Annotated in this window: 20 protein-coding genes; 13 read left to right on the plus strand and 7 right to left on the minus strand. The window is 60.2% G+C overall.

Going from position 1 to position 20563, the window contains the following annotated elements; genetic code table 11:
* Window positions 1-15 precede the first annotated feature (15 nt).
* The 3 genes from antC to antA form a co-directional block, all read right to left on the minus strand.
* Window positions 16-1023, minus strand: coding sequence for an anthranilate 1,2-dioxygenase electron transfer component AntC (antC, locus tag ACKZ62_RS04120; protein ID WP_032885572.1), 1008 nt, complete (start codon window positions 1021-1023; stop codon window positions 16-18).
* Between the two features lie 206 nt (window positions 1024-1229).
* Window positions 1230-1721, minus strand: a complete 492-nt coding sequence (gene antB / locus ACKZ62_RS04125) for an anthranilate 1,2-dioxygenase small subunit (protein WP_032885573.1) — start codon at window positions 1719-1721, stop codon at window positions 1230-1232.
* A complete protein-coding gene (antA, locus tag ACKZ62_RS04130) occupies window positions 1721-3112 on the minus strand; it encodes an anthranilate 1,2-dioxygenase large subunit (protein WP_447096360.1) in 1392 nt (463 codons plus the stop codon). Before antA ends, antB begins: the two co-directional genes overlap by 1 nt.
* A 314-nt stretch (window positions 3113-3426) precedes the next feature.
* On the opposite strand from antA, the gene ACKZ62_RS04135 reads away from it, so the two are divergent.
* Window positions 3427-4419, plus strand: coding sequence for an AraC family transcriptional regulator (locus ACKZ62_RS04135; protein WP_032885652.1), 993 nt, complete (start codon window positions 3427-3429; stop codon window positions 4417-4419).
* A gap of 133 nt (window positions 4420-4552) precedes the next feature.
* Here the strand turns inward: ACKZ62_RS04135 and ACKZ62_RS04140 are convergent, their stop codons facing one another.
* On the minus strand, window positions 4553-5428 hold the full coding sequence (locus ACKZ62_RS04140; protein WP_095186358.1) for a LysR family transcriptional regulator: 876 nt from the start codon (window positions 5426-5428) through the stop codon (window positions 4553-4555).
* A gap of 114 nt (window positions 5429-5542) precedes the next feature.
* Between ACKZ62_RS04140 and ACKZ62_RS04145 the strand changes: the two genes are divergently transcribed.
* From ACKZ62_RS04145 to catA, 3 genes are read left to right on the plus strand one after another with little or no spacing between them, the layout of a single operon-like run.
* Window positions 5543-6670: a muconate cycloisomerase family protein gene (locus ACKZ62_RS04145; RefSeq protein ID WP_032885576.1), complete on the plus strand. Its 1128-nt coding sequence runs from the start codon at window positions 5543-5545 to the stop codon at window positions 6668-6670.
* 12 nt (window positions 6671-6682) lie between these two features.
* The gene (catC, locus tag ACKZ62_RS04150; RefSeq protein ID WP_032885577.1) at window positions 6683-6973 is read left to right on the plus strand and encodes a muconolactone Delta-isomerase; all 291 of its coding nucleotides are present in this window, start codon (window positions 6683-6685) and stop codon (window positions 6971-6973) included.
* A gap of 41 nt (window positions 6974-7014) precedes the next feature.
* The gene (catA, locus tag ACKZ62_RS04155) at window positions 7015-7944 is read left to right on the plus strand and encodes a catechol 1,2-dioxygenase (protein WP_122680716.1); all 930 of its coding nucleotides are present in this window, start codon (window positions 7015-7017) and stop codon (window positions 7942-7944) included.
* 123 nt (window positions 7945-8067) lie between these two features.
* On the opposite strand, the gene ACKZ62_RS04160 is transcribed toward catA, so the two are convergent.
* Window positions 8068-8541, minus strand: coding sequence for an Lrp/AsnC family transcriptional regulator (locus tag ACKZ62_RS04160; RefSeq protein ID WP_447096361.1), 474 nt, complete (start codon window positions 8539-8541; stop codon window positions 8068-8070).
* A gap of 144 nt (window positions 8542-8685) precedes the next feature.
* Between ACKZ62_RS04160 and kynU the strand changes: the two genes are divergently transcribed.
* The gene (gene kynU / locus ACKZ62_RS04165; RefSeq protein WP_122753939.1) at window positions 8686-9936 is read left to right on the plus strand and encodes a kynureninase; all 1251 of its coding nucleotides are present in this window, start codon (window positions 8686-8688) and stop codon (window positions 9934-9936) included.
* A 214-nt stretch (window positions 9937-10150) separates the two neighbouring features.
* The gene (locus ACKZ62_RS04170) at window positions 10151-11557 is read left to right on the plus strand and encodes an amino acid permease (RefSeq protein WP_032885581.1); all 1407 of its coding nucleotides are present in this window, start codon (window positions 10151-10153) and stop codon (window positions 11555-11557) included.
* On the opposite strand, the gene ACKZ62_RS04175 is transcribed toward ACKZ62_RS04170, so the two are convergent.
* Entirely contained in the window at window positions 11503-12399 is an 897-nt protein-coding gene (locus ACKZ62_RS04175) for a LysR family transcriptional regulator (RefSeq protein WP_099602214.1), read from the minus strand. The two genes, ACKZ62_RS04170 and ACKZ62_RS04175, sit on opposite strands and share 55 nt — an antisense overlap.
* A gap of 188 nt (window positions 12400-12587) precedes the next feature.
* Here ACKZ62_RS04175 and ACKZ62_RS04180 point away from each other — a divergent pair, with 188 nt between their 5' ends.
* The 5 genes from ACKZ62_RS04180 (at window position 12588) to ACKZ62_RS04200 (ending at window position 17628) form a co-directional block, all read left to right on the plus strand.
* Window positions 12588-13352, plus strand: a complete 765-nt coding sequence (locus tag ACKZ62_RS04180) for a sulfite exporter TauE/SafE family protein (RefSeq protein ID WP_095186363.1) — start codon at window positions 12588-12590, stop codon at window positions 13350-13352.
* Between the two features lie 119 nt (window positions 13353-13471).
* Window positions 13472-14062, plus strand: a complete 591-nt coding sequence (locus ACKZ62_RS04185) for an NADPH:quinone oxidoreductase MdaB (protein WP_032885584.1) — start codon at window positions 13472-13474, stop codon at window positions 14060-14062.
* Window positions 14063-14095: 33 nt separating this feature from the next.
* Window positions 14096-14992 (plus strand): LysR substrate-binding domain-containing protein, encoded by an 897-nt coding sequence (locus tag ACKZ62_RS04190; RefSeq protein ID WP_339484211.1) that lies wholly within the window; start codon window positions 14096-14098, stop codon window positions 14990-14992.
* A 103-nt stretch (window positions 14993-15095) separates the two neighbouring features.
* Window positions 15096-15989 carry an NAD-dependent epimerase/dehydratase family protein gene (locus tag ACKZ62_RS04195; RefSeq protein WP_032885586.1) on the plus strand — a complete coding sequence of 298 codons (894 nt, stop codon included), beginning with the start codon at window positions 15096-15098 and terminating at the stop codon, window positions 15987-15989.
* A gap of 193 nt (window positions 15990-16182) precedes the next feature.
* Window positions 16183-17628 (plus strand): SulP family inorganic anion transporter, encoded by a 1446-nt coding sequence (locus tag ACKZ62_RS04200; RefSeq protein ID WP_032885587.1) that lies wholly within the window; start codon window positions 16183-16185, stop codon window positions 17626-17628.
* Between the two features lie 84 nt (window positions 17629-17712).
* Here the strand turns inward: ACKZ62_RS04200 and ACKZ62_RS04205 are convergent, their stop codons facing one another.
* Window positions 17713-18093 carry a lysozyme inhibitor LprI family protein gene (locus tag ACKZ62_RS04205; RefSeq protein ID WP_260368088.1) on the minus strand — a complete coding sequence of 127 codons (381 nt, stop codon included), beginning with the start codon at window positions 18091-18093 and terminating at the stop codon, window positions 17713-17715.
* A gap of 193 nt (window positions 18094-18286) precedes the next feature.
* On the opposite strand from ACKZ62_RS04205, the gene ACKZ62_RS04210 reads away from it, so the two are divergent.
* Complete coding sequence (locus ACKZ62_RS04210; RefSeq protein WP_032885589.1) at window positions 18287-19690, plus strand: GntT/GntP/DsdX family permease; 1404 nt, start codon at window positions 18287-18289, stop codon at window positions 19688-19690.
* Between the two features lie 12 nt (window positions 19691-19702).
* Window positions 19703-20563 carry a MurR/RpiR family transcriptional regulator gene (locus ACKZ62_RS04215; RefSeq protein WP_032885590.1) on the plus strand — a complete coding sequence of 287 codons (861 nt, stop codon included), beginning with the start codon at window positions 19703-19705 and terminating at the stop codon, window positions 20561-20563.

Here is a 20563-nt window from a genome sequence, read left to right on the forward strand (position 1 = left end):
AGAAGTGCTGAGGAGTCAGATATTACTCTGCGTAAACTTTTCGTAATACAGCTGAACGCCATCAAGTGCCTGATCCGCCAGCCATTGTTGGATGGATTCGACCATTGGAGGGGGGCCGCAGACATACATATCCGCCGATCCGTCCCGCAATTCGGCCAAGTCGAAATGTTGGGTGAGGTAGCCGCGCTTTCCGGGCCAGTCATCTGCGGGGTCGCTGAGGACTTCGGTGTAGCGAAAACCCGGCAGTTTCGCCGCGTAGGCCGCGATGCGTGTTGCTTCGCATAAGTCCTCGGCACCGCGCACGCCATAGTAGAGATGCACCGGCTGGTCGCAGCCAGTGGCGGCCAGTTGATCGAGCATGCCCAGTAGTGCCGACAACCCGGTGCCGCCGGCGACCAGCACCAGCGGTTGGGTGACGTGCCGAAGGTAGAACGCACCCAGCGGTGCCTCCATCAGCAGTTCATCGCCGACTTGGCAGCGCTCACGCAGGTAGTTGCTCATCACCCCATCGGGCAGCAAGCGGATCAGAAACTGCACCTGATTGCCCGCAAGGTTGGCGAAAGAGTAGGAACGCCAACTGTCCGTGCCTGGCACCGAGAGGCGTGCATATTGGCCGGGTAGAAAATCCAGTGGCGCGTCCAATTGCACGTTGAGGATCGCCGTACTGGCCGACACCAATTGCACCTCGCTGACCGTTCCGCGCACCTGCACCGGGTTCGGTGCATTGCACAAGCTCGAATCAAAGTCGAAGTAGAAGGTGGCGTCGGACTTCACCCGCGTCTGGCAACTGAGCATCTTGCGTTGTTGCAGGTCGAGGCTTGAGAGGGCTTCGTCGTCCACGTAGTCCTGGGTGTAGTCGCCCGATTCGCAACGACCCTGGCAGGTGCCGCATACACCTTCGCGGCAATCCAGGGGGATCTTGATGCCATTGCGCAGGGCCGCATCCAATAGGATTTCATGGGCGCCCACTGGGAAAAACAGGGTCTTGCCGTCGGCAAAACTGAAGGCCACTTTGTGATTCATGTGTTGTTCTCTGCATATTTATGACGTACGTACGGCGTGTTGGGGTGAGCGGGCTTGCCCCGCACTGGGCTGCGAAGCAGCCACATGAGAGTCGCCGCATTTTTCCCGCCAAACCGCAGTGCTTGCACCATGGGCCGCTGCACGCCCCAGTGCGGGGCAATCCCGCTCACCACAAAAAGCCCGCTCACCACCACAACAAGGGTGCTTTAGAGGTGATAGAAATCCAGCACCGAGTTGATGGTGTCGTTGAGCAGCAGCGCATGCTTGCGAGTGATCAGCCAACTGTCTCCCTCAGGTTTGAGGCGGTAAGTGGCCTGTCCGTAAAACTGCTCCGAAGTCGCCAGCCGATAGAACAGCGTGTGCCAGTTCAGCTTCACTTCCAGCGAGCCATCCGCCTGTTCTGCGATGCGCACGTTATTGATCAGGTGCAAGGTGCGCGGCATTGGCGTGGCCGAGGCTGCCTTGCCGGTGCGCAGGCGAAAGACTCGGTCTTCCAGGCCTGAGCGGTTGGCGTAGTAGATCAACGACATCTCGCGTTTGGGATCGCGGGTGTACACATGCTCCGAGTCCCATTGCGGCAGATGGAACTCGCTCTGCGGGTCGAACAGCTGCACATAGGCGTCCCAGTCTTGGGCGTCGCAGAGTTCGGATTTTCGGTAGAAAAACTGCTCGATCCTGTATTGCAGTTGGGCATTCATCATTGCACCTCCCGCAGTGTCAGCGCTTGTCGATCAAGGCCGTTGAGCAGGAACTGCTGCCAGTTGCGGTGCTGGTTGACGTACAGCCCTTCGTGGGTGAATTCAGTGCCGGTCATGGCCGGTTGGATGCCGATGGCTTCACTGTTCGGTGTCGGGCCGGTCTCCCAGCGATGGCTGCCACGGGAGATATCGCTCCAGCGCTCCAGGCGGCCTTGGAAACCACGCTGGGCTTCACGAAATTCCACCAGGTCGTCCGGCGTGCCCATGCCCGATACGTTGAAGAAATCCTCGAATTGGCGAATGCGGTTTTCGCGGTCAGCGTCGGACTCGTTTTTCACCCCCAGGCATTGGCTGATGATCTCGGTCTTGTTCCACGCCACCGGGCGGATGATGCGCAGTTGCGAGCTGATCTGATCGAGGAAGAACAGGCTCGGATAGATGTTCAGATTGCGCAGGCGGTGCATCATCCATTCGGCTTTTTGCTGGCCGTGTTCTTCCACCAGGCGCGGCATGATGGTGGCGTAGCCGGAACGCACGGTCGGGTTGGGCATGTCGCTGAACAACAGGCTGTGGCCGTTGTTGAAGGCGAACCAACCGTCATCGGTATTCGCGTCGCCTGCACCGAGTTTGCTGTAGTCCAGTGTGGTGCCGGAACCGGTGCCGTTCTCGGTATTCACCTGTTGGCGATGCTGCACCGTGGCCACGTAGTTGTAGTGCACGGTGCTCACGTGATAACCGTCCAGACCGTTTTCGTTTTGCAGCTTCCAGTTGCCGTCGTAGGTGTAGGCGGATTTACCCGGCAGCACTTCCAGCTCACCGGTGGCGGATTGCGCGACCATCATGTCGAAGAACACTTTGGCATCGCCGAGGAAGTCTTCCAGGCTGTCCGTGCCGTTCACGTCCAGACTGATAAACACAAAACCTTTGTAGCTTTCGATTCGCGCTTTTTTAAGGCCGCGGGTGGCTTTGTCGAAACCTTCCGGGTATTCCCCCGGCGCCTTGACCTTCACCAACCGGCCATCGCTCTTGTAACACCAGGCGTGAAACGGGCAGGTAAAGGTGGACTGGTTGCCCTTGCCGACGCGGGTGAGGGTGGTGCCGCGATGCTGGCAGGCGTTGATCAGCGCATTGAGGTGGCCTTCGCCATCGCGGGTGATAATCATCGGCTGGCGCCCGGCGCGCATGGTCACGAAGTCATGGTTATGGGCCAGTTCGCTTTCGTGGCAGGCGTAGATCCAGTTCTTTTCGAAGATCAGTTCCATCTCCAGGTCGAACAGTTGCGGCTCGGTGAACATGTCCCGGGCGATGCGGAACACTTCGTCTGCCGGACGAAAATCCAGGCAGCTTTCGATAAAGCTTTTCCACTGCTCGACGCTTCTTGCACCACTCATGGGAGGCACCTTTTTGATAGGGCTAATCGGTGGTTTATTAGAGGCAGCGGGGCAGGGCGTGGGCTATCCGCTTAATGGGGGAAGATGGGCCGCAAAGTTGGGCGCGGAGTACCCAATACGGTGCGCCGAGGTAACGTCATGCGCTACTGTCATAGGGCGCGAGGGGCATGAAAACCGGTGACTTATCCACATAGTCGGCCCTTGCTATCCACCCAGTGGCGCTACCACCGGCGTGGCGCAGAACTTGCTGTCCAACAACGATAACGACGCGCCGTCAGAGCGCGCAAATGCCTAACCGCCGTGGGTGCACCCTGATGAGCAGCCAGACACGCGATATCCATATCCAACGCTTCGACCTCGAAGGCGCCCGCAGCTGGATGTCCGGCATCTGCGGGCCGCACCGCCTGGCGACGACGACCCCGGAGCGCCTGCGTTTTCACCACAGCGCCAATGTGTTTAAGTCCCGCGCGACCACCTTGGGCGTGATCGAATACGGCACCGACGTGACCATCGATATCGAGGATGCCGAGCACTTCAGTAGCTACAGCCTCAGCCTGCCGTTGGTGGGTGAGCAGGAGTTGAGCAAGAACGGTGAGCGCCTGAGTTCCAACCGCGACCAAGGCGTGATCATCTCGCCCAACGAGCACCAGGTGCTGGCGATTTCCGGGGACTGTCGCAAGCTGCAAGTGGTGATTACGCGGGCAGCGATGAGTGAGTCACTGGAAGGTTTGTTGCAACGGCCCATCGACGCACCGCTGCGCTTTGAGTCGGTGATGGATGCGGTGGATGGCGCCCCGGCCTCGTGGTGGCGCATGGCGCGTTACTTCATTGCCGAACTGGAGCGCAGCAGCGAGTTGTATGAACAGGCCGCGTTTACCCGGGATCTGGAAAGCTCGCTGATCAAGGGGTTGATCCTGGCCCAGCCCAATAATTACTCCGAAGAACTGCGCGACGTACTGGGCGTGAAACTGCCGCATTACTTGATCCGCGCGCGCCAATACATTCACGACAACGCCCGCGAAGCGCTGCACCTGGAAGACCTGGAAGCCGCAGCAGGCGTGTCGCGCTTCAAGCTGTTCGACGCTTTCCGCAAGTACTTTGCCCTGTCGCCGATGGCCTACCTGAAGAAGTACCGACTGGGCGCGGTGCGCCAGGAAATCCTTGAGCACGGTTCAATTCGTACCATCTCCGAGATTGCCTTGGGCTGGGGCTTTACTCACTTGGGACGGTTTTCGGCGGAGTATCGCAAGCTGTTTGATGAGTCGCCCAGCCAGACGCTGCAGCGCAATCGCCTGCGCAGTACTTGAGCCTGATGAAGAGCAAAATGTGGGAGGGGGCTTGCCCCCGATAACGGTGGATCAGTCAGCCCATTCGTTAACTGGCCCAGCGCAATCGGGGGCAAGCCCCCTCCCACAGGGAGATCGCAGTGTTTAGAGCGTTTCAGATCAGTTCTTCCACCAACTGCAGGCAATGACTAAGCCCCGGCGACTGATCATTCACCCTTCGGCTGAGAATAATCGGCGAGGTCGCGGTGGTTTCCACAATCGGCGTGTAACCGATATCCGCCCGATGCAGCACCTGCACCGACGCAGGCACCAGCGTCACGCCCATGCCAGCGCCGACCAGGCCAATCGCGGTCTGCAGCTCGTTAGTCCACTGCGCCACCTTGAGGCTTAAACCGTGGGTATCGAACAGCGCGATCACATGGTCGGCATAACTGGGGCGTGGGTTGCCGGGGTACAGCACAAACGGCTCGGCGGCCAATTGGGCGAGGGTGGCCGGCGCCGCCAGCAGCGGGTGGCCGGCAGGCAGTACCGCCACCAGTCGATCCTCCACCAGTACACGCTGGTCAATGGCTGGGTCGTCGATGCGGATACGCCCGAAGCCGACATCAATGCGCCCGGCCTTGAGCGCTTCAACCTGCTGCAAGGTGGTCATTTCGGACAAACCCAATTCCAGCTCCAGCGCGTCATGGCTGCGCAGTCGCCGGATCAGCTCGGGCAGTACGCCATACAAAGTCGACGGCGCAAAGCCGATGCCCAGCCAGGTCTTTTCGCCCTGGCCGATGCGCCGGGTGCTGTCGCAGACCTTGTTCAACTGTTCGAGCAGCACATTGGCGTGTTCATAGAAAAACCGCCCGGCTTCGGTCAGTCGCAGCGGGCGGCCGCGTTCCAGCAGAATCACCCCCAGCTCATCCTCCAGTTGCTGGATCTGCCGGCTCAACGGTGGTTGGGCGATGTGCAGGCGTTCGGCGGCCCGGGTGAAGTTGAGGGTTTCGCCCAGCACCTGGAAGTAGCGCAGATGACGCAGTTCCATGACGGCTCCTTTCATACCTTGAGAGTATTGTTCGAGACTAATTCTATATTGGCTCCACGCAAAGAGCGGGAACAGAATCAGCGCAGACCTATAAAGAACCCAGCGGGTATTGCCATGCCGATTTGCGCCATTGAGTCGATCGAGACCATTATCGTCGACCTCCCCACCATTCGCCCGCACAAGCTGGCAATGCACACGATGCAGAACCAGACCCTGGTGATCATCCGCGTGCGTTGCGCCGACGGCATTGAAGGCATCGGTGAGTCCACCACCATCGGCGGTCTGAGCTACGGCAACGAGAGTCCCGACAGCATCAAAATCAATATCGACCGCCACTTCGCGCCGCTGCTGATCGGCCAGGACGCCAGCAACATCAACGCCGCCATGTTGCGCCTGGAGCGCAGTATTCGCGGCAATACCTTTGCCAAGTCCGGTATTGAAAGCGCGTTGCTCGATGCATTGGGCAAGCGCCTGAACCTGCCGGTGAGCGAGCTGCTCGGCGGCCGTGTACGTGACGCGTTGCCGGTGGCCTGGACCTTGGCCAGCGGCAACACCGAACAAGACATCGCCGAAGCCGAAAAGATGCTCGACCTGCGTCGCCACCGCATCTTCAAACTCAAGATCGGCGCCGGTGAAGTCGGTCGCGACCTCGCTCATGTGATCGCGATCAAAAAGGCCTTGGGCGAGCGCGCCAGTGTGCGTGTCGACGTCAATCAGGCCTGGGATGAGGCCGTCGCCCTGCGCGCGTGCAAGGTGCTTGGCGACAACGGCATCGACCTGATCGAACAACCGATCTCGCGCAATAACCGTGGCGGCATGGCCCGGCTGAACCTGTCGAGCCCAGCGCCGATCATGGCGGATGAATCCATCGAATGTGTCGAGGATGCCTTCAACCTCGCCCGTGAAGGTGCGGCGTCAGTGTTCGCCCTGAAGATCGCCAAGAACGGCGGCCCGCGTGCGGTGTTGCGCACGGCCGCGATTGCTGAAGCGGCGGGTATCGGCCTGTACGGCGGCACCATGCTCGAAGGCGGCATCGGCACCCTGGCCTCGGCCCATGCGTTCCTGACCTTGAACAAGCTGGCGTGGGACACCGAACTGTTCGGTCCGCTGCTGCTCACCGAAGACATCCTCACCGAACCGCCGGTGTACCGAGATTTTCAGTTGCATGTCTCCACTGCGCCGGGCCTGGGCCTGGCCATCGATGAAGAGCGTCTGGCGTTCTTCCGTCGTGACAAACACTAAGAGGCGCTTGCCATGTTGTTCCACGTAAAAATGACCGTGAATCTGCCCGTCGACATGAATCCGGAGCGCGCCGCCCGCCTCAAGGCCGACGAAAAAGCCCTGGCTCGACGTTTACAAGAGCAAGGCAAATGGCGCCACCTGTGGCGCATCGCCGGGCTTTACGCCAACTACAGCGTGTTCGATGTCGACAGCGTGCAAGAGCTGCACGACCTGCTGATGCAACTGCCGCTTTATCCCTACATGGCCATCGAAGTGAACGCCCTGTGCCGGCACCCTTCGTCGATCCATGAGGACGACCGTTAAGCCTGTTCTACACCTAACAATTACAAGATGAGGATCGCACCATGTCCATCCGACTGTCCCAGACTGCCCACGCCCAACAGTTTCTCGAAGAAGCCAGCGGCAACCTTAATGACGGCGGTAACCCGCGCACCAAAGCGCTGATCTACCGGATTTTGCGCGACACCGTGAACATCATCGAAGACCTGGACGTGACGCCGGAAGAGTTCTGGAAGGCGGTCAACTACCTCAACGAACTGGGCAAGAACCAGGAAGCCGGACTGCTTGCCGCCGGGTTGGGCCTGGAGCACTACCTGGACATGTTGATGGACGCCGCCGATGAAGAAGCCGGCAAATCCGGCGGCACGCCACGTACCATCGAAGGCCCGCTGTACGTGGCCGGTGCGCCGCTGTCCCAGTACGAAGCGCGGTTGGATGATGGGACGGATGCCGCAGTGCCGCTGTTCATGCGCGGACAAGTGCGCGACACCAACGGTAAACCGTTGGCTGGGGCGATTGTGGATGTGTGGCAGGCCAACACGGGCGGCACTTATTCCTGGTTCGATAACACCCAGTCGGAATTTAACCTGCGCCGACGCATAGAGACCGACGCCCAGGGTAACTACCGTTTTCGCAGCATCGTGCCGTCGGGCTACGGCTGCCCGCCGACTGGACCGACCCAGCAACTGCTCGATCAATTGGGGCGCCACGGGCAGCGGCCGGCACATATCCACTTCTTCATCTCGGCGCCGGGGCATCGACACTTGACGACACAGATCAACCTGTCGGATGACCCGTACCTGCACGATGACTTTGCCTACGCGACGCGGGATGAATTAATTGCCGAGATTCGCTTCAGCGACGATCAGCAACTGGCGCGGGAGTTTGGGGTAGAAGGGCGGTTTGCACAGATTGATTTTGATTTTGAGTTGCAGACGGCTGATGCGCCGGTAGAACAGAAACGCATGCAGCGAGTCCGCGCCCTCGAAGACTAAATGCGGTCAAAAATAGGGGAGGGGGCTTGCTCCCGATAGCGGCGGATCAGTCAACATTTAAGTGACTGACACACCGCCATCGGGGGCAAGCCCCCTCCCACATTTGATCTGAGGCGTGGCTGACTATTTGCGTACGACGAGATCAAGCACCTCATCCTTATCCTTGATCTTCTGCAGCACGATTTCCGAGCGGATATCCATCACCCCCGCCGTGCGGTTCAGGTGGTTCACGATAAAGTCCGAAAAGTGCTTGAGGTTGCGCGCCTGCACCCGCAGCACATAGTTGCTGGCGCCGGTGATCACATAGGCGCTGGCCACTTCCGGCCAGCCTTGCACCTTCTTGATAAATGTCTCATGCCAATCCTCCACATCCTGGCGCAACGACAGGTGGACGATGGCTTCTAGCTCGATCCCCAATTGCTCGGCATTCAACACTGCGCGGTAGCCGCTGATGACTCCTTCACTCTCCAGCAGACGCAAACGGCGCAGGCAGGCGGAGGGCGACAGTGCGACTTTTTCCGCCAGTTCCTGGTTGCTGATACGGCCATCCTGTTGCAGGAAATGCAGGAGGCGCAGGTCGGTGGCGTCAAGAATCATGGTTTGAATAAATCCGCGTGTTTAGGGGTTAAATTCGAATTTCCTACTGCTTAATTAGCCTGTTACCCACCACTTTGCACGAAAATTCTCTAAAGCTTCGTTCATTATTTGGTTCATTCCCACCTATAAAAACCAGGACTCTCCATGACCACCCGAAGCCATTGCCAAGCCCTCGACGCCCAGGACCCGCTGGCGCCGTTGCGCAATCAATTTTCCTTGCCGGAGGGTGTGATCTACCTCGACGGTAACTCCCTTGGCGCGCGTCCGGTGGCATCGCTGGCGCGGGCGCAACAGGTGATTGCCGAGGAGTGGGGCAATGGCTTGATCCGCAGTTGGAACAGCGCCGGTTGGGCAGACTTGTCCCAGCGCCTGGGCAATCGCCTTGCGCCGCTGATCGGTGCGCGGGACGGCGAAGTGGTGATCACCGATACCACCTCCATTAACCTGTTCAAAGTGCTCAGCGCTGCACTGACGGTGCAGCGCCAACGCGCAGCAGAGCGCAAGGTAATCGTCAGCGAAGCAAGCAACTTTCCCACCGACCTGTACATCGCCGAAGGCTTGGCTGAATTGCTGCAACAGGGTTACTCCCTGCGTCTGGTGAACAGCCCGGACGAACTGCCCCAGGCCATCGACGCCGACGTGGCGGTGGTGCTGCTCACCCACGTCAACTACAAGACCGGCTACATGTACGACATGCAGGCGCTTACTGCCTTGAGCCATGAATGTGGCGCGCTGAGTATCTGGGATTTGGCGCACTCGGCGGGCGCGGTGCCCATCGATCTGCATAACGCCGGGGCCGATTACGCGATTGGCTGCACTTATAAATACCTCAACGGCGGCCCAGGCTCCCAGGCGTTTGTGTGGGTCAATCCGGCGTTGGTCGACCTCGTACGCCAGCCGCTTTCGGGCTGGTTCGGGCATACCCGGCAGTTCGCCATGGAAGCCAACTATGCGCCGAGCGCCGGTATTGCCCGCTACTTGTGCGGCACCCAACCGATCACCTCGCTGGCGATGGTGGAATGTGGGCTGGCGATTTTTGAGCAGACTGATATGGCCAGCCTGCGCACTAAATCCCTGGCGTTGACGGATCTGTTTATCGAGTTGGTTGAAGCCCGTTGCGCGGCTCATGGCCTGGTGTTGATCACCCCGCGTGAGCATGCCCGGCGCGGTAGCCATGTGAGTTTTGAGCACCCCGAAGGTTATGCAGTGATTCAGGCTCTGATTGCCCGTGGCGTGATCGGCGATTACCGCGAGCCGCGGATTATGCGGTTTGGGTTTACGCCGCTGTACACGAGCTTTACTGAGGTCTGGGACGCTGTGGAAATCCTCGGTGAGATTCTCGACGAGAACACCTGGGACCAGCCGCAATTCAAAGTCCGCCACAGCGTCACCTGAATAAACGCAGACAACATTATGGGAGAGGGCTTGCATCAGATACACAATGGATAAACACCAAAGACCTCATGTGGGAGGGGGCTTGCTCCCGATGGCAGTGTGTCAGTCGCCGGATTGGCAAGCTGATACACCTCCATCGGGAGCAAGCCCCCTCCCACAGGGATCTGCGGCAACAGACAAATAGTGCGACCACAATAATAAAGGGGCACCCCACGTGACTACGCCAGACACCGGCTTTGCCGAGATCACCCAACGCGAACTGGGCCTTCGGCGCCAGCTCACTTCCGGCCAGATGAGCATGATCGCCATCGGTGGCGCCATCGGCACCGGGTTGTTCATGGGCAGCGCCTATGCCATCGGTTATGCCGGGCCGAGCGTGCTGGTGAGCTACGCCATTGGTGCACTGATCACCTTGCTGTTGATGGGCTGCCTGGCGGAGATGACCGTTGCGCATTCCACCTCGGGTTCCTTCGGCGCCTATGCCGAGTTCTACATCAGCCCGCTGGCTGGGTTTCTGGTGCGTTATGCCTATTGGGCGGCGATTGTGCTGGCGGTGGGCGCCGAGGTCACGGCGGTGGCGATGTACATGAAGTACTGGTTCGCCAACGTGCCGGAGTGGGTGTGGATTGTGTCGTTTTCCAGTGTGCTGATCCTGCTTAATGCGATCAGCGTGAAGACGTTTGGCAACTTTGAATACTGGTTCTCCACCATCAAGATCAGCGCCATCGTCGGCTTCATCATCCTGGCCGTGTATGTGGTGTTCGGCTCCGGAAACCCGGAGTATGGCGTGCAGAATTACACCGCACACGGCGGTTTTTTCCCCCATGGCTTGAGCGGCATGTGGATTGCCGTGATTGTGTCGATCTTCAGTTACCTGAGCGTCGAGATGATCGCTGTGGCTGCCGGTGAAGCCGCCGACCCGGAGCAGGCGGTGAAGAAGGCCTTTCGCGCGACCATCGTGCGCCTGGTGGTGTTTTACCTGCTGACCCTGGCGCTGATGCTGGCCATCGTGCCGTGGAATCAGGCCGGGCAGACCCAAAGCCCGTTCGTTACAGTGATGCAGACTATCGGCATTCCGGGAGCCACCGGAGTGATGAATTTCGTGATCCTGATCGCCGCGTTGTCAGCGATGAACAGCCAGCTCTACATCACTACACGCATGATGTTCAGCCTGTCCCGCGCGGGCTTCGCACCCAAGTCCATGGGCGCGTTGAGCAAAAGCGGCATTCCGCTGAATGCACTGCTGCTGTCCAGTTCGGGCATTGCCCTGGCGACCTTGTTGAATGTGGTGTACCCGGAAAGCTCGTTCACCCTGATGATGGCGATCTCGATGTTTGGCGCGATCTTCACCTGGTTCATGATCTTCCTCACGCACCTGTTTTTCCGTCGCTATCGCAAGCGTCACGGCGGGGCAAAGTTGTCATTCCAACTGCGCCTTTTTCCCTACAGCACATTGCTGGGTCTGGTGCTCATGGGCGCGGTGATGATCACCACGTATTTCACCGAGGCGTTCAAGATGACGTTGGTGTTTGGCGTGCCGTTCCTGTTGATTCTGTCGGCGGTGTATTACGGGTTCTTCCGCAAGGGCAGGGCCAAGGCGTTGAACAAGGCTTTGGCGTAACCCGGCAGTTGCTCGAACGAACGTGCGCAAAGCAACAGCTGTCGGCGGGCCCAGTCTTCTCCCAGAGGCTGGGCCTTGAAGTGGCGCGCCAAGGGCCAGCGATCCAACGCGGCCCGGGGCACGATGCCCAGGCCAGCACCTCGTGCGACCATCCGAATCACCCCATCAAAGCCCTCGGCGCGGATGCGCGTCTGTAAGCGGAACCCTGCGTGCAGCGCTTGTTCTTCCAGGTACACCGACAGTGCGCTGTGGGCCGCGAGGCCGACGTAATCGTGTTGCAGGCTGTCGATAAAACTCACCGGGCTCGCTGCCAGGGGATGATCCAGGGGCATGATCAGCACCAGCGGGTCATCGCGAAAGGGCAGGGTCTGCAAACCGTGGGTGTCTACTGCATCGGAGATGATCCCCAGGTCGGCCGTGCCCTGACGCAGGGCCTGGATGATGCGCAGGCTGGGCAACTCCTGCAGGTCGATATCGAGGTTGGGGTGTTCGCGTAGAAAGTCCGCGAGCAGTTCCGGCAGGTATTCGCTTAGCGCAGTGGTGTTGCACAGCAGGCGCACTTGGCCTTTGATGCCGTTGGCGTATTCGGCGAGGTCCTGTTGCAGATGGTCGGCCTGTTGCAGCAGCAGGCGAGCGTGGCGCGCGAGGGCTTTACCTGCAGGTGTCGGCGTAACACCCCGACGGCCCCGCTCAAGCAATTCGATGCCCAGCGATGCTTCCATAGCGCGGATGCGTGCGCTCGCGGCTGCCAGGGATAAATGGCTGCGGCTGGCGCCGGCGGTGATGTTGCCGGTGTCCAGGGTATGCAGGTAGAGGCGCAGATCGATCAGGTCAACGTGCATGGGGGGGGTTCTCGGATGGCTCTACTGGCCGCATCGGGGGCAAGCTCCCTCCCACATTTGGATGGGTGAACACAGTCTAAGTGGGAGGGGACTTGCCCCCGATGCGGCCCCAAGGCTCTTGCTAAACAAGAGGCTGCCTCAGTATATGGCGAATTTCAGAACGCATCGAAAAGTCGCACACTCTGCCCATGATTACCTTCCTTGCGTTCTACCAAAACCTCGGTCCCGCCGTTACTTTGCTGGTGATTGGCACGTTCCTGCTGGCGGGCACCGTCAAAGGAGTAATCGGCCTCGGCTTACCGACAGTCGCCATGGGCATGCTCGGCTTGGCTATGTTGCCGGCGCAGGCTGCGGCGTTGCTGATCATTCCTTCAACGGTCACCAACCTTTGGCAACTGGCATTCGGCGGGCACCTGAGTGGCTTGCTCAAACGCCTTTGGCCGATGCTCGTGCTGATTTTCCTCGGCACCGGGCTGAGTACGGTGTGGCTTGGCATGGAAGGTGGGCACTGGGTGGTGCGCGCGCTGGGCGCGGCGTTGCTGGTGTATGCGTTGAGCGGGTTGTTTTTGCCCTCCTTCAAGGTCAAGCCGCAGACCGAACGCTGGTTGGGCCCGTTGTGTGGGCTGATCACCGGTTTGATCACCTCGGCCACTGGCGTGTTCGTGATTCCTGCGGTGCCGTATTTGCAAGCCTTGGGCCTGAGTCGCGATCAGTTGGTACAGGCCCTCGGCCTGTCGTTCACCGTGTCGACGCTGGCGCTGGCGGCGGGATTGGCTTGGCGTGGCACCTTGGGTGGCGGTGAAGTGAGTGCCTCGCTGCTCGCGCTGGTGCCGGCGCTGCTGGGCATGTGGCTGGGCCAAGCGCTGCGCCAGCGCATCAGTGCGGTGTTATTCAAGCGGGTATTTTTCATCGGCATGGCCCTGTTGGGCGGTCATCTGCTGATCAGTGGTTAACAATCTCATGGGTATTCGTGCTTTTTGATCAAAGGTATTTTGCCGGGTGACGGCTTATTCCGAAGGGTCAGGGCCGATAGTCTGCGTTCAGACATTTTCAACCTTCTGGATCCCCTCCCATGAAAAAAGTACTCCTGCTCAACGGCGGCAAAAAGTTCGCCCACTCCGATGGCCGCTACAACACCACCTTGCATGAAACCGCCCTGGCTGTGCTGGATCGAGGCGGTATCGACGTTAAAGTCACCCATATCGACGAAGGCTACGACGTGGCCGAAGAGGTGGCCAAGTTCCTCTGGGCCGACGTGATCATCTACCAGATGCCCGGTTGGTGGATGGGGGCGCCGTGGATCGTCAAGAAGTACATCGACGAAGTCTTCACCGAAGGCCATGGCAGCCTGTACGCCAGCGACGGTCGCACCCGTTCCGATGCCTCGCAGAAATACGGCAGTGGCGGCCTGATCCAGGGCAAGCAGTACATGCTGTCCCTGACCTGGAACGCACCGCAGCAAGCCTTCGACGACCCGAGCGATTTCTTCGAAGCCAAGGGCGTGGACGCGGTGTACTTCCCATTCCACAAGGCCCACGAATTCCTCGGCATGACCGGCCTGCCCACGTTCCTGTGCGTGGACGTGATGAAACGCCCAGCCATCGAGGCAGACGTGGCGCGCTATGAGCAGCATCTGGCGCAGGTGTTCAAGCTCTCGGTGTAATAAGCTGCACTGAACCGATAACGAGGACCGTCCGTGAAAGCCCGATCCGATGAGCTACAGATCTTCGTCAGCGTCATCGAGTGCGGCTCGATTTCCGCGGCGGCGGAGCAGGTCGGGCAGACGCCGTCGGCGGTCAGCCGTACCTTGTCGCGCCTGGAAGCCAAGCTCGACACCACGCTGATCAACCGCACCACGCGGCGCATGGACCTGACCGAAGAGGGCAAGTATTTCTTCGAACAGGCCAAGCTGATCCTGGCGCAGATGGATGAGCTGGAAGAGCGCCTGTCGTCACGTCAGAAGAACCCGGCCGGGCGGCTGCGTATCAACGCGGCCGTGCCGTTTATGCTGCATGGGATCGTGCCGTACATTGCCGAGTTTCGCAGCTTGTACCCGCAGATCCAGTTGGAGTTGAACAGCGATGACTTGATCATCGACCTGCTGGAACAGAGCACCGACATCGCCATTCGCATCGGCGCCCTGGCCGACTCGACCTTGCATGCGCGCTCCCTCGGTTGTACGCCGCTGCATATCCTGGCCAGCCCTGAATACCTTAAGCAACACGGCGCGCCCACCACGGTGGCCGAGTTGGCTGACCACACGTTGCTCGGCTTCAGTCAGACCGAAACCCTCAACCACTGGCCGCTGCGCCATGTGGAGGGTGACCGCTGGCTGATTCAGCCGAGCATCGCTGCCTCCAGCGGCGAAACCCTGCGCCAGTTGGCGCTGGAAGGGCAGGGTATTTGTTGCCTGTCGAACTTCATGACCAGCGCCGACATCGATGCCGGCCGCCTGGTGCCGGTGCTGGAAGCCTTCAACAGCGGTTATCGCCAGCCGATCCATGCGGTCTTCTACCGTAACTCGCAGTTGGCGTTGCGCATCCAGTGCTTCCTGGACTTTATCCAGGCCAAACTGGCGCGGTATGCCTGCTGATTCGTGACTGCCACGCAAGATTGAATTGGGCGTCAGGGGCTTATTTGGTAAGGGTGGAGCCGGGATACTGGGCCTATCACTTACCCAGTCAGGAGAAACCTCCATGAACGTATTCGTTACCGGCGCCGCAGGTTTTATCGGCGGTTCGATTGCCACCGGCCTGGTCAAGGCCGGCCATCACGTCACCGGCCTGGTACGCAGCGCTGAGCAAGCGGCTGAGCTGACGGCCCTGGGCATCGCTCCGGTGATCGGCAGCCTCGATGACGCTGCCGTGCTTACCGAGCAAGCGCACAAGGCCGATGCGGTGATCAACGCCGCCAGCAGCGACCATCGTGCTGCGGTAGAAACGCTGTTGACCGCCTTGCAGGGATCAAACAAGCCGTTCCTGCACACCAGCGGTTCGAGCATCGTGGGCGATGCATCGGGCGGTAAGGCCAGCGACGTGATCTATTTCGAAGACAACCTGCCGGAGCCGACCGTCGACAAGGCCGCGCGTGTGGCCATCGACAACCTGATCCTGGCTGCTGCCCAGGACGGCGTGAATTCGGCGGTGATCTGCAACACCCTGATCTACGGCCACAGCCTGGGCGTACAGCGTGATAGCGTGCAATTGCCGCGCTTGCTCAAGCAGGCACGCAAGAGTGGGGTGGTGCGCCATGTGGGCACAGGGCAGAACATCTGGTCCAACGTGCACATCGAAGACGTGGTTGCGTTGTACCTGCTGGCGCTGACGAAGAACGTACCGGGCACGTTCTACTTTGTGGAAAGCAGCGAAGCGGCGTTTGTCGACATGACCACGGCCATCGCTGACGCGCTGAAGCTGGGCAAGCCGCAGGACTGGCCATTGGCCGAGGCTGAAGCCGAGTGGGGTTATGAAATGGCCAACTACGGCCTGGGTTCGAACAGCCGGGTGCGCGGCAAGCATGCCCGCGAACTGCTGGGCTGGGCACCGAAGCGCACGTCGGTGGTTGAGTGGATTCGTCACGAAATGGTGTGATGTTCGCTTGAGACCGAGTCGGCCATCGGGAGCAAGCCACCTCCCACATTAGAATGCGTTCCAAAACTGGAACACGGCCAAGTGTGGGAGGGGGCTTGCCCCCGATGGCGACCACTCGGTCTTCCAGACTAGCCCCACCCCGCTCATTTCCGTACCATTCCCCGCCTTATCCCCCGCAACTCCCTGGTACCTCATGAACCTCACCCGTCTGCGCGCCGATGCCCTGGCCGGCCTCACCACGTCTTTCGCGCTGCTGCCCGAATGCATCGCCTTTGCTCTGGTGGCTCACCTTAATCCGCTGATGGGCCTATACGGCGCCTTTATCATCTGCACCCTGACGGCCTTGTTCGGCGGTCGGCCCGGTATGGTCTCCGGCGCGGCGGGCTCGATGGCGGTGGTGATCGTCGCGTTGGTGGTGCAGCACGGCGTGGAATATTTGCTGGCAACGGTGCTGCTGGGCGGGTTGATCATGGTCGCCTTCGGCCTGCTGCGCCTGGGCAAGCTGGTGCGCATGGTGCCGCATTCGGTGATGCTCGGGTTCGTCAACGGCCTGGCGATCATCATTGCCCTGGCGCAGTTGGAGCATTTCAAGAGTGGTGAAACCTGGCTCAGCGGCACGCCGTTGTATGTGATGACCGGGCTGGTGGCGGCGACCATGGCCATTGTCTACCTGCTGCCGCGCCTCACCCGCGCGGTACCGCCGGCCTTGGTGGCGATCCTCGGCGTGGGCCTGGCGGTGTACCTGCTCGGTCTGCCAACCCGCACCCTCGGCGACATGGCCCACATCGCCGGTGGCCTGCCGACCTTCGCGTTGCCGCAGATCCCCTGGACCCTGGAAACCCTCGGCATCATCGCGCCCTACGCTTTCCTGATGGCCATGGTCGGCCTGCTGGAAACCCTGCTGACCCTGAACCTTACCGACGAAATCACCGAAACCCGCGGCTATCCTGATCGCGAAAGCGTGGCGTTGGGTGCGGCGAATATGGTCTCGGGCCTCTTCGGCGGCATGGGCGGTTGCGCGATGATCGGGCAAACCGTGATCAACCTCAGCTCCGGCGGACGTGGGCGCTTCTCCGGGGTGTTTGCCGGGGTGATGATTCTGTTGTTCATTCTTTTTCTGTCACCGCTGATTGAGCGGATCCCGCTGGCGGCGCTGGTGGGGGTGATGTTCGTGGTGTCCCAGCAGACCTTCGCCTGGGCGTCGCTGCGGGTGATCAACAAAGTGCCGCTCAATGATGTGCTGGTGATTATTGCGGTGACGGTGATCACGGTCTTTACCGACCTGGCCACCGCCGTACTGTGCGGTATCGTGATCGCCGCGCTCAACTTCGCCTGGCAACAGGCCCGTGAGTTGTACGCGGATGAGCACCTGGAAGCCGACGGTAGCAAGCTCTATCGCCTGCACGGCACGTTGTTCTTTGCCTCGACCACGCCGTTTTTAAACCAGTTCGACCCGTCCAATGACCCGGATCAGGTGACGCTGGATTGTCGTCACCTGAGCTTTGTCGACTACTCAGCGATTGCCGCGCTGATGACCTTGCGCGAGCGTTATACCAAGGCCGGCAAGCATCTGCGGGTGTTGCATTTGTCTGAGCGCTGCAAGAAGTTGCTCAAGCGTGCGCGGGTGCATCACGACTAATTGAGCCTCTTTGGCGAGGGAGCTCATTACCAAGATTTGCGACCGCTGCGCCGCCCAACGGGAGCAAGCGCCCTCGCCACCACATCACGGCCCGACCAGGTCTTCCAATTCCTGGGCGCGGGTCTGGGTCATGTCCAGCACGCAGCCGGAACCGTTGACTTGGTCGATGGTGCCGCCGGTGGCGGAGCCGGCGAAGGCGCAATTGGCGTCACGGTATTTGATCCACAGGCGCTGCAGGTCCTGCAGTTGCTGCTGGCGCGTGCCTTCCAGGGCGGCGATGGCGGTCTTGTAGGCTTTGTTCAGGCGCGTGTCCTGCACCTTGGCTTCCTTGACGTTGCAGCTGACCATATCGGCAGTGGTGTTGGCGCCGTCCATGCATTTTTTCAGCGCCGGGTTGTCGGCAGCGGCGGCAGTGCCGCATACGGCGAGAAGCAGGACGCCGGCGGCGAATGTGGTGCGAATCATGCTCGATTTTCCTGGCAACAGTGGGTGTGCATTCTATGACTCAGCCCGCTGGGCTGAGTTTCCGGTCTTCTCTGATCTTCATGTAAGAACAGCCCCCCAATTTTCATACGCAGGTGTAGGGCATGTCCCAACGCGACAGCGCTTGTCTGTGGGCGAAACTTACTTTCATAAAATTTGAAAATGCTCCTCGGTAATGATTTATGAGTTTCACAACCAATTCGACGTGACCCTTTCCGAGGAGTACCGCATGGCCGCATCACCGGGCTTCGGGCTGTTGGCATACGCTGCCATCGCCATCATTGCTTTGATCGTGCTGATTGCACGTTACCGACTCAACCCGTTTATCGTCATCACCCTGGTATCCATCGGCCTGGCGCTGATGGCCGGGATGCCGGCGGACACCATCATGGGCTCCTACGAGGCGGGTGTTGGCAAGACCCTTGGGCACATCGCGCTCGTTGTGGCGCTGGGCACCATGCTCGGCAAGATGATGGCCGAGTCCGGTGGCGCCGAGCAGGTGGCGCGCACGCTGATCAATCGTTTTGGCGAGCGCAACGCCCATTGGGCGATGGTGTGCATTGCCTTTCTGGTGGGGTTGCCGCTGTTTTTCGAGGTGGGTTTTGTGTTGCTGGTGCCCATCGCCTTTACCGTCGCCCGACGCGTAGGCGTGTCGATTTTGATGGTCGGCTTGCCGATGGTCGCCGGTTTGTCGGTGGTACACGCTCTGGTGCCGCCGCATCCGGCGGCGATGATGGCCGTGCTGGCGTATAACGCGTCGGTGGGGCAGACGGTGCTGTATGCGATTCTGATCGGTATCCCCACGGCGATCATTGCAGGGCCCGTCTACGCCAAGTTCATCGTGCCGCACATCCACCTGCCGGCAGAAAACCCGCTGGAACGCCAATTTATCGAGCGTGAACCGCGCACCCGTTTGCCGAGTTTTGCCCTGACCATGGGCACCATCCTGTTGCCGGTGGTGCTGATGATGATCGGCGGATGGGCCAACGTAATCTCTACGCCGGGGACCGGTTTCAACCAGTTCCTCTTGTTTATCGGCAACTCGGTCATCGCGTTGCTGGTGGCGACCTTGGTGAGCTTCTGGACCTTGGGGCTGGCCCAAGGCTTCAACCGCGAATCGATCCTCAAGTTCACCAACGAATGCCTGGCGCCGACGGCCAGCATCACCTTGCTGGTCGGGGCGGGCGGCGGTTTGAATCGCATCCTGGTGGACGCTGGGGTGACCAATGAAATTCTCGGCCTTGCCAATGCGTTCCAACTGTCGCCCCTGGTGATGGGCTGGCTGTTCGCGGCGTTGATGCGCATTGCGACCGGCTCGGCCACGGTGGCCATGACGACGGCGTCCGGCGTGGTCGCGCCCGTCGCCATGGGGTTGGGTTATCCACACCCTGAATTACTGGTGCTGGCCACCGGTGCGGGCTCGGTGATCTTTTCCCATGTGAATGACGGCGGCTTCTGGCTGATCAAGGAATACTTCAATATGACGGTAATCCAGACCTTCAAGACCTGGACCGTATTGGAGACTCTGATCTCTGTGGTTGCCTTCGGTCTGACTTACGGTCTGTCCTGTATTTTGTAACCCGGAGCCCCCATGGACATCCTCTACCAGATCCGCGCCCGCCAGGCTTCTTTCAGCGCCGGCGAAGGGCGTATCGCCAAGCTGATGCTCGATGATGTGGGTTTTGCGGCGTCGGCCAGCCTGGATGAGTTGTCCCAACGGGCTGAAGTCAGTACGGCGACCTTGTCGCGGTTTGCACGCAGCGTCGGTTGCCGCGATCTACGCGATTTGCGCCTGCAACTGGCCCAAGCCAGCGGCGTCGGCAGCCGTTTCCTGGACCCGGCGGGGTTGCCCGAACAGTCGGCGTTTCACCGGCAGATTCTCGGTGATATCGAGGCGACGTTGCGTCAGCACTTGTCGGGGTTCAACCAGGCGAGTTTCGCCGATGCGGTCAGCCTGCTGAGCAAGGCCCGGATGATCCACGCGTTCGGCATGGGCGGCCCGTCGAGTCTGTGCAGCGACGAGTTACAGGTGCGTCTTGTCCGCCTGGGCTACCCGATTGCCGCTTGCCATGACCCGGTGATGATGCGCGTTACGGCCGCCACCTTGGGGCCGGAACATGCGCTGATCGTCTGTTCGCTGACCGGTATTACGCCGGAACTGCTGGACGTGGTGGACCTGGCGCGCAACTACGACGCCCGCATCATCGCTATCACCTTGGCCGATTCCCCCCTGGCGCGATTGGCGGATGTCCTGTTGCCGCTGCAACCAGCCGAAACCAGCTTTATCTACAAACCCACCGCAGCGCGCTACGGCCTGCTGCTGGCCATCGACCTGCTCGCTACCGAGTTGGCGCTGGCCTTGCCGGACGACAACCAGGAACGCCTGCGCCGGATCAAACTGGCCCTGGACGATTATCGCGGCGGCCCCGATAGCTTGCCGCTTGGAGACTGA

Source organism: Pseudomonas sivasensis (assembly GCF_052938085.1).